General features: G+C 37.0%; 9 protein-coding genes and 1 pseudogene. All 10 read right to left on the minus strand.

Features of this window, described 5'->3' with window-relative positions; translation table 11 throughout:
* Window positions 1–116 (minus strand): annotated as a pseudogene (locus Sarmat_RS04975) (IS5/IS1182 family transposase); the annotation flags it as partial.
* Window positions 117–197: 81 nt separating this feature from the next.
* Window positions 198–494 (minus strand): DUF167 domain-containing protein, encoded by a 297-nt coding sequence (locus tag Sarmat_RS04980; RefSeq protein ID WP_202149705.1) that lies wholly within the window; start codon window positions 492–494, stop codon window positions 198–200.
* 137 nt (window positions 495–631) lie between these two features.
* Window positions 632–994 carry a holo-ACP synthase gene (acpS, locus tag Sarmat_RS04985; RefSeq protein ID WP_202149706.1) on the minus strand — a complete coding sequence of 121 codons (363 nt, stop codon included), beginning with the start codon at window positions 992–994 and terminating at the stop codon, window positions 632–634.
* A gap of 57 nt (window positions 995–1,051) precedes the next feature.
* Window positions 1,052–1,177 (minus strand): ribosomal protein bL36, encoded by a 126-nt coding sequence (locus Sarmat_RS04990; RefSeq protein WP_202149707.1) that lies wholly within the window; start codon window positions 1,175–1,177, stop codon window positions 1,052–1,054.
* A gap of 368 nt (window positions 1,178–1,545) precedes the next feature.
* Window positions 1,546–2,001: an OmpA family protein gene (locus Sarmat_RS04995; RefSeq protein ID WP_202149708.1), complete on the minus strand. Its 456-nt coding sequence runs from the start codon at window positions 1,999–2,001 to the stop codon at window positions 1,546–1,548.
* A gap of 600 nt (window positions 2,002–2,601) precedes the next feature.
* Window positions 2,602–3,861, minus strand: a complete 1,260-nt coding sequence (nuoF, locus tag Sarmat_RS05000; RefSeq protein WP_202149709.1) for an NADH-quinone oxidoreductase subunit NuoF — start codon at window positions 3,859–3,861, stop codon at window positions 2,602–2,604.
* Window positions 3,862–3,901: 40 nt separating this feature from the next.
* Window positions 3,902–4,537, minus strand: coding sequence for a hypothetical protein (locus tag Sarmat_RS05005; protein WP_202149710.1), 636 nt, complete (start codon window positions 4,535–4,537; stop codon window positions 3,902–3,904).
* A 60-nt stretch (window positions 4,538–4,597) separates the two neighbouring features.
* The gene (locus Sarmat_RS05010) at window positions 4,598–7,006 is read right to left on the minus strand and encodes a UvrD-helicase domain-containing protein (RefSeq protein ID WP_202149711.1); all 2,409 of its coding nucleotides are present in this window, start codon (window positions 7,004–7,006) and stop codon (window positions 4,598–4,600) included.
* Window positions 7,007–7,207: 201 nt separating this feature from the next.
* Complete coding sequence (locus Sarmat_RS05015) at window positions 7,208–8,515, minus strand: MFS transporter (RefSeq protein ID WP_202149712.1); 1,308 nt, start codon at window positions 8,513–8,515, stop codon at window positions 7,208–7,210.
* A gap of 200 nt (window positions 8,516–8,715) precedes the next feature.
* The coding region (locus Sarmat_RS05020; protein ID WP_202149713.1) for a transposase at window positions 8,716–8,997 on the minus strand (282 nt) is incomplete at its 5' end.

Consider the following 8,997-nt stretch of genomic DNA (forward strand, 5'->3'; position numbering starts at 1 on the left):
TCTTTTTTATCAGCTTCTTCTAATATTTTTACCATCTTATCAAACGTACCACGCTTAACTCCTGTTAATCTTCTGAATTGATCATCTGATAAAATCTTCACTTGTTCATATTTCAATTGCAAAACCATAATATTTTTATTGACCTAGCTTGAGTATACACATATATCACAGTTTCGAAAGAGGCCTATTTTGTTTTACTAATAAAGTATTACGTCAATCATTCGATCTAACTGTTCTTGCGAAATGCCATCAATTTTGATTTTCTTGAATTTGCTATGCGCGCCACGAAGAATGTGAATGCGGGCTTTTGGAGTGCGTAAAATTTGGGACAGGAAGGAGACGAGAGTTTCGTTTGCCGCGTTGTCTATGGGTTGTGCGGCGATATTGATTATTAAGTAACGTTGATTATTAAAACAATCGAATCCAATTATTTTATTGCGCGAGGACTTTGGCTTGAGTCTGACGTGCAGGAAGCTTTGAAGAATGGTGGGCAAAAGTTTATGTTCGGAAGATAAATTGCATTAAATGCGCGCGAGAAATACTGAGACTAAGGAATTATAGATAACATGGGATAAAGAATGATCAGCAGTGAATGGGAATATTTAATATAATATAAAAATATTTATTTTATTTAATGATGCTTATTAAACATCATAGCATAAGCAACCACTACACCAGCATCATCTGCTAGAGAAAGATGTAGACGTGTATTACGAAATATATTGTTAGAAGCGATTGCCTCAGGTTTGCCTGCGCTATCATGTGTAATGATTATATCTTGAAACGAAAGATGCGCGCCAATACCAACGCCCAAGGCCTTGCTCACAGCCTCCTTCGCTGCAAACCTTTTGGCCAAAAAAACATGTGGTTGGTGATGTGACCTACCAAACTCCACTAGCTCTTGAGCGCACAAGATGCGAGATGCAAGGCGCATGCCGTGCCTTTTCCAAGCAGCTTCTATTCTAGCAATATCTACAATATCAACTCCTATCATAAAGAAGTCTTAAGAGACAGGGTATGAAGCAAGACGGCAATAAATTATACCTAAAACTTAACCTTGGCAGGCTTTAAATTTTTTACATTCTTTGTTAAGAACGAATATTCTACCTCTTCTTTTTACTAAAACACAATTTTTATCTCTCTTTTTTAGAGATTTTAAAGAAGATCTTCTTTTCATATGAGATACCTATTATTGAACGACCAAAAGCGCGATTCCCGCAATTAATATTTATTTTTCTATTCAACTTAACTACGTCGAACCATCAAGTTTCGTTTAAGAAACTGATACAGAATGAATTATAAACGATAAGCCAGCAAAGTGCAAGATGTGGAGTGGAAAGTATAAAATGAGAGGTATTTCACCAATTAAATTATCCTATTGAGAGGCGAGTGTGCCAAAATAAACCAAGAGTGCGCAGATATATACAAAAAACAATACAGTTAAAAATATACTTAAAACGAAAAACAGCGGAGACGCATAGCGTCCCACGCTGCTTATTTATACATTTTACAGAACCTTAAGTTTGATGTTTTATTAAAAAATTATTAATTACATCTAGGTTCCGTAATGCCCACGCGGTTTTGTGCGCGTGCTGCGGCTGAAGTACCAGGCACGATAGGTTTATCTTTACCATAAGATACTGTAGAAAGTCTTTCAGATTCTACACCTTTAGACTCTAGATATTTTTTTACAGTATTAGCTCTTCTTTCGCCTAAGGCAAGATTATACTCCGTAGTACCACGGTCATCGCAATGGCCTGCTATCACAGCCTTGGCTTTTGGATGACTTTTGAACCAGCAAGCCTGCGCATCTAGAATAGCAGCTCCTTCATCTCTGATATGATCTTTGTTGAGATCAAAATGCACTCTGTCACCACGATTTTTTTGGAACTCTGCAGACATCGCATTCTCGCCAGCAAAAGGACAGCCGCCATCTTTTTTAGCGTTGCTACATCCAGACAGTAAAGTCATGAGAATGAGAACTACACCAATTTTTTTCATAAAACACCCCTTATACGTATATAAATATATTAAAAATAAAATAACAAACCAAACAGGCTCATGCCTCAAGGTAATCTGTGAGAAATCGCTTTTGGCAATCAATTAATCACCTACTACTACTTGATTCTCGTATATTATTACCAATAATCTTGTAATTTTCAAGATGTATGGAGTATGAAATGCCACTAAAAGCACATCTGAGTATAGAGAAGTAGCGAAAAAACGATACCAAAAGATTACACTTGTAACAAAATCAACTATTTAACAACACAAAAGTTAGATAGAAAAAGATACTACAATGAAGCTCATACGCAATTTTACAAGAGTTTAGACAAAATTACGTTCTAAGATAGAACAACAATATGGCAAAATACTTATAATGAATATGCGTAAGTCACGATAGAGAACAAACACCTATCACTCTTATTATAAAATGAATTAGAGAATAAATAAAGTTCCTAGGGTAGCATTATTTATGCACAACCACTTATAATGGTGCTATTTGTTATCTTTTACAAGAATGAGCTGTAGATAATTAGATAACTTATCCCAAAAACTCGTCGTCGCTAAAAGCTATAGAACTTATAGTTTTACATAGCATTATTCTACACATCTGGCCTCCAATTCCTCTCTAAAATGTTTAATTAAGCCCTGTATAGGCCAAGCAGATGCATCGCCTAAGGCGCATATTGTATTGCCTTCTACTTGATGAGTGATTTCTAATAACTCGTCTATTTCGCACCTCTTAGCCTGCCCTAGTGTAATTTTTTGCATAATACGATACATCCAGCCAGTGCCCTCCCTACAAGGAGAGCATTGGCCACAAGATTCTTCCATATAAAAACGGCTTAATCTTGCTATAGCAAAAACTATATCCACTTCCTTATTCATCACTATTACTCCGCCAGTGCCAAGCGCTGAACCTAGGGTTTTTAAGCTATCAAAATCCATTTTAGCTTCTTGTGCTAGGGCTGCTGGCAGCAATGGACAAGAAGAGCCGCCAGGAATGACTGCTTTTAAATTATTCCAGCCACCAATAACGTCTTTCGCATATTCTTGTATTAAATATTTCATAGATACTCCCATACACTCCTCTACGACGCAGGGGTTATGCACCATACCTGATATACAAAACACCTTACTACCACCATTATCCTTTACGCCAAGAGAAGCAAACCACTCAGGCCCTCTTTTAATGATAGATGAAATGTTTGCAATCGATTCTATATTGTTTATAACCGTAGGACAGCCGTATAAACCTTGTGTTGCAGGGAATGGTGGTTTGAGCCTTGGTAGCCCTCTTTTACCCTCCAAGCTCTCTAAAAGAGCTGTTTCCTCGCCACAAATATAAGCGCCAGCGCCACAATGGAGGTATAAATTAAAGTTTTTGCCGTTCTTGCAAGCGCTATTACCTAAAAAGCCTGCATAATAAGCTTCATCTATAGCTTTTTGTAGCAAAAATGATTCGTGATAAAACTCTCCTCTGATATAAATATAACCAACCTGCGCTCCTATAGCCTTGGCGGCAAATATGGCTCCTTCGATGATTTTATGTGGTTCCCATGTGATGATCGCTCTATCTTTGCACGTGCCAGGCTCCGACTCGTCAGCATTAATAATTAAATAATGAGGTTTACTATCGTCTGTTGGTATAAAAGACCATTTGAGGGCGGTAGGAAAGCCAGCGCCACCCCTGCCGCGTAGGCATGCAAGTTTTACTTTTTCGATGATTTGTTGGCGGGAGTGCGAAGCGAGGAGTGAGTCGAGACCCACCCAATCGCCGTTTTTTGTAGCGTTGTTGAGCGTGGGTGGGAGCTTGCTAACTAGATTAGGAAAAATTCTATCAGATTTTTTGAGCATTTGCAGAACATAGAGAGACTAAAGAGTTTAGATGCATAGACTAAACGCAGATAAACTCAGCATCAAGTTTGATATCGATCTGTTCATTAGGTTTATTCCATATCATATGCCACCCACTTTCTTGAGTAAAGTAAAAAGTAATTTCCCTATTATTGATTTTAGATAGTAAACATCTCATATCCGTGATGTTTTTGGCGGCGTTTTTATCTTGCGCCCTCAACATCTCCAATATTTTATATGATACATGCGCCTGTTTGCAGTTAATGATATTTCTGAGATCGATCATTTTGCCGGAATTTTTATAAAAATTCAAAACATCTGTTCTCACGGTTTTTAGATTTGCATCAACTAAATCGAAACGTAAGCTAAAATACTTATCTGATCCGTTTTCTAACCTATACTGCACCTTTGTATTTTGTTGGTTTACGAACATTTTATAACTTTTCACAAACTGCTCTACGGCGTTGTTGATGTTGCTTTCTATACTATGCGCTCCTCCAGAGAAATGAGGAAAGAAGTAGATATATTGATATCCCCGCATTTTATTTTTTTGCTCATGTGTCTTACTAGTAACTACAAAGCCATTGCTTAAATAAGCTGCTTGCGCTACCGTAAAAAGCGAAATAGCTATAAAGACAAGAATTTTATGGTTTTTTTTAAAGAGGAAATGTAACATAAGATTTTTTATAATAAAATTTTCATTCACCTGGTACTGATGCAGTAATTTCTATGTTCTTCAGGCAATATGTACTGCATATGCTTTTTCTAAAAAATAGTACCAACTCTTCTTAGGTAGTTCTTGCCTATTGGAAAAGCCGCAGATAATTAGATGCTCCTCCGCTCTCGTTAAGCTCACGTATAACAAACGATAGTATTCAAGTAGGTTTTTTTGCGCTTGGCTCTGTAGTATATCTGCGCCAATTTTAGTATTATTTATGCTACACAATAATTTATCATTATGCAACAGCAAATCTTCTAGTTTGTTTGGAGGAGCAGTGGTATCGCACAGGATGACAGTTTTTGCCTGCAAACCCTTTGCGCTATGGGCCGTCATGATGCGCACTGCATCTGTTTGTTGCAAATTACGCTTCAAATCAATTGGTGAGCTTTCAAACCAGTTGATGAAAGATTGTACGCAACTATTTTCTCTTTGCATATAACTTTGCGTTAAATGTAAAAATTGATCTATTGCATCTACTTCTTCTAACAGTTTATCCCGTAACATGAGCTCTCTCAAATTAAAGGCATCTATCAATAAATAAAAAAAATCTAATATGGTATAAGTTTGAAACAAATCGATAATATGCTGCAATCGCTCAGCCAATTTCTGTTTTTCTGATAAAATGATCTGCCATAGATTATGTTGCTGTGCACGCAGACAAAGATTATAGATATCTTCATCTTGTAAGTTGAAGAGATAAGATTTGAGCACAATCACCAAATTGCAGTTATCTTGAGGCATGATAGCGAACTTAGCAGCAGCGATCAAATCTAATATCGCCATACTCTGATTTAATGAGATACGATCAAACCCAGCATGAGGTATATTTCTTGCTTGCAAGGCGCAGATAAGATCGGACACGATGTGTTTGCGTGTGCAAACTAGAATGAGAAAATCGCCAGCGTTTTTTTCTTTAGATTCTATGGCATTTTTGATATAATCTGCTATTTTATTTGCTAATATCGCGCCCGCCTGTTGATGCTGCGCTTCGCAGTCTCCCGTTTCTTTATTTGGTGTAACTAACGGCCATAACTCTACCTTTCCTTCCGCGTTAACCTGCGATTTAAGCAGAATATTATTACTAAAGCATTCAGAAATTTCTGGTATGCAAAAGACTTGATATATAAAATTTAGGATTTTTTGCCCAGATCTATAAGATGCATCTAGTGTAAGATGTTTAAGAGGTTTATAAGCTTGCTGGAATTTGCATGCAAAATATTCCTGCATTACTTTGAATAGCTCAAATTGTGCGCCTTGGAAGCTAAAAATCGATTGCTTTTCATCCCCCACCACGAATAATGTTCTATTGTGATATGCCTTTGAGCTATCACCAGCATAAAATTCCTGCAAGAGAGCGTCTAGAATTGTCCATTGTTGTGCGCTCGTGTCTTGCGCTTCATCTAATAGAATATGATGAATTGATGCATCTATTTTATGTAGAACCCAGTGCCTAAATGGGCTGCGCGTAAGTAGATAGTCTGTTTTAGATAGTACGTCATTAAAATCTATCAACCCATAAGCCTTTTTGTATTCTTTATAGTATTTTAATACTTTATGTGCAAATTTATTGATGATAACGTTGGTGATAAGCGTGTTGATTTTTTTAGTTTGATTTAAGCATTCTATTATTTGTAGCCCAAAACTCTTGAGATCATCTATAGCATTATGATTCTGTAGTTGTGGATACATTTTTTCTAAATTTTTCAAATTTTTGCGTATACTGAATTCCTTAGTGAAAAGATAAAGTTGTATTTGGTCAGGAGTGATGTGATATTTACTCTGTATTTCTTGATATAGCAAAGCTTCTTGCATCTTAACATGATTGCGTTGCTCTAATAGCTTTTGAATGTTATGCGTGTCTGAGGTATTAAGTGATTTATGTTCGTATTCAATAATTTGTAGAATTAATTCCTCTAACTTAGATACACTGATATGCGATAACAGGTGCTCTAGCTGCATTTCGCAATCTATAAACGAAATTATGTTTTGTTTTAAATATGATGCTATGCGTTGGGCGTGAAAGAGATCGATGATGACAAAATTAGGATCAACGCCAGCTTCCAATGGAAATGTTTTAATAATTTTTTGACAAAAAGAGTGAATGGTATGTATATTTATTTTTTTAGATTGGGCTAGTAAATTATGATACAGTTTGCGAGCAGCATTTATTTTGTTTGCGTCATAACCAATTGAAATTAATTCCCGCTCTAATGTTTCATCATCTATTAGGTTCCAGTTTTGGAGTTTAGAGAAGATACGGTCGCGAATTTCATTCGCAGCAACATTTGTGAATGTGATGCAGAGAATTTTGTGGTAATCTGCATCGTCGAGCAGTAAGAGATATAGCAGATGGTCTATAAGTATTTTCGTTTTGCCAGTACCAGCTGAAGCGGAGATCCAAAATGACTGTGTAGTGTTTTGCATGTAGCGTGTAGTGGTGATGAATAAAAGGTCCAGCGAGACGCTAAAAACTCAGCCCTAAACTCCGATTTGCAGCAATGGTTTTATTTTCATACTAGCCGATGTTTAGAGCCCTTAAGCCTGATGACAAAATCAAATGCTTTCAGGTGCAACAATGGAGATGGGTCGTAGAACGCTCGTTTGCTTGGCTTGGCAATAAAAAAGCTAAAAGCTATTCTCCCGTCTCTTTTGGCTAGTTCTGGCTAATTGCACACCTTTCTTCTTAATACACGTCACAATAATTATAGCAACAAAAGCTGCTATAGGTATAGAAAGAACCGCAAACCCTATATCATTTGCATTATAATAAGGCGTATTATTCTGCATCTCTCCATCCCACAAATGCTGCACAACGCACCCTATAACCAAATGAAACATCGAGCCACCTATCATATTTAAACAATTTAACAATGCACTTGTAATATTTAATGATTTTTTTGAAACCACCTCGCTCGCTATTGCAAAAATTAACACTTGATAAGCCGATGCTATACCAACAAATAAAAATAACAGGTTTAACCCAGTAATTTCAAGCACATCAGACACTACCACAAACTTCCAGTTCAGGGTAGAAGGTGCAAAGATAAGAAGAATAAAAGAATATAAAATCACAATCGCGCATAAATTAAGAGCGAGATAATTACCAATCCTTCGCCCCAAGAACTCCACTATCGGACTTCCTATTATCATGCCTAAAAAGATATGGTACACTATCTTGCTTGCCTCTGATCGGGAAATCTTATAGCAATCTACCAGATATTCGCAACCCCAAGCATCAGCAAACCCTTCTAATGGACCTACTAATAAAAAACTAGCTATACCAAGAGCCATCATAAATGGCGAAAGAATAGATTTCACGTCGCATTTTTCTTCTGTAATTTCTGACTGGTATGCTGGGTTAACACGCAATACAGAATATATGACAATGCCTAACACTATGCCGCATAAAGAAAGATAGCAACCAAAGCGTTCTTGTCCTAAAATCTGAATAAAATTAGGAATTTTACTCACAACATAAAAAACAAAAATAAAAGCCGCGCTCACGGTTAATCCAACCATACGGCTAAAATACTTTGCGCCAAACCATTCAGCCGAAACATTCAAGGCGCCTAAAAAGCCGGCAGCAGAGAAAATGCCTATCAAAAACCTACATAGTACCACCATTACCCAGCTATGGGTTTGTAAGAATACTAGTGATAGTAACCCGCATAGAATAGCGCTCACAGACACTACGATACGCGCAGTAAATTTATTTAAAGCAATAGCCACTGGCACTTGCGCTAAAGAATAACCAACGTAGTACATAGAATTAGACATACCAAGTTGAGAAGCATCCATGTGCAACCGGCTTAACATCTCCGGCATAATCATGCTAGGTAATAAACGCAATGCAAATTGGTATAAAAAGAACGATAGCGTCAATCCCCATGCTACTAAAGCGTAACATTTCCTACGATATATATTATCACTCATATTAGTTACCTAAACAATTCATTCTAGCAATTCTAGCAAAACAACATAAACGATTAATGGTATCCTATTTTTATCACTTTATCAAGATCATTAATGTGTACGTATAGGCTATTCTTAGCTAGATATAGACAGCAGAATGCGTTTGTTAAACAATAATATAAAGAAATAGACCTACTGCGTAAGTAAGAATTCAGAACCAGTCACGCAAAACATTTAACTAACCTATTCAGCATAATTTTTGTGAAAGCTAATTGAACAAAAGCCTTAGCGGATGAAGGGGAAATCTCATAATCCTTGGACAATCTTCTGAAATTACCCAGCCACGCAAACGAGCGTTCCACAAGCCACCGCCATTGCTGAACCTTAAACCCCCTCGTTCCGTCCACCGGCTTGACAATGCTCAGCAAACACCCCTGCGTATGCGCATAAAACCATTTTTGTAAATCACCTTGATACCCCCGATCTGCTAAAACTTTTACCAG

The sequence above is a fragment of the Candidatus Sarmatiella mevalonica genome, from assembly GCF_016751895.1.
Classification (GTDB): Bacteria; Pseudomonadota; Alphaproteobacteria; order Rickettsiales; family Rickettsiaceae; genus Sarmatiella; species Sarmatiella mevalonica.

Coding starts and splice junctions, on each gene's coding strand:
- acpS (WP_202149706.1), bottom strand. CDS start 994: ATGATAGGAGTTGATATTGTAGATATTGCTAGAATAGAAGCTGCTTGG.
- Sarmat_RS04990 (WP_202149707.1), bottom strand. CDS start 1,177: ATGAAAAGAAGATCTTCTTTAAAATCTCTAAAAAAGAGAGATAAAAAT.
- Sarmat_RS04995 (WP_202149708.1), bottom strand. CDS start 2,001: ATGAAAAAAATTGGTGTAGTTCTCATTCTCATGACTTTACTGTCTGGA.
- nuoF (WP_202149709.1), bottom strand. CDS start 3,861: ATGCTCAAAAAATCTGATAGAATTTTTCCTAATCTAGTTAGCAAGCTC.
- Sarmat_RS05005 (WP_202149710.1), bottom strand. CDS start 4,537: ATGTTACATTTCCTCTTTAAAAAAAACCATAAAATTCTTGTCTTTATA.
- Sarmat_RS05010 (WP_202149711.1), bottom strand. CDS start 7,006: ATGCAAAACACTACACAGTCATTTTGGATCTCCGCTTCAGCTGGTACT.
- Sarmat_RS05015 (WP_202149712.1), bottom strand. CDS start 8,515: ATGAGTGATAATATATATCGTAGGAAATGTTACGCTTTAGTAGCATGG.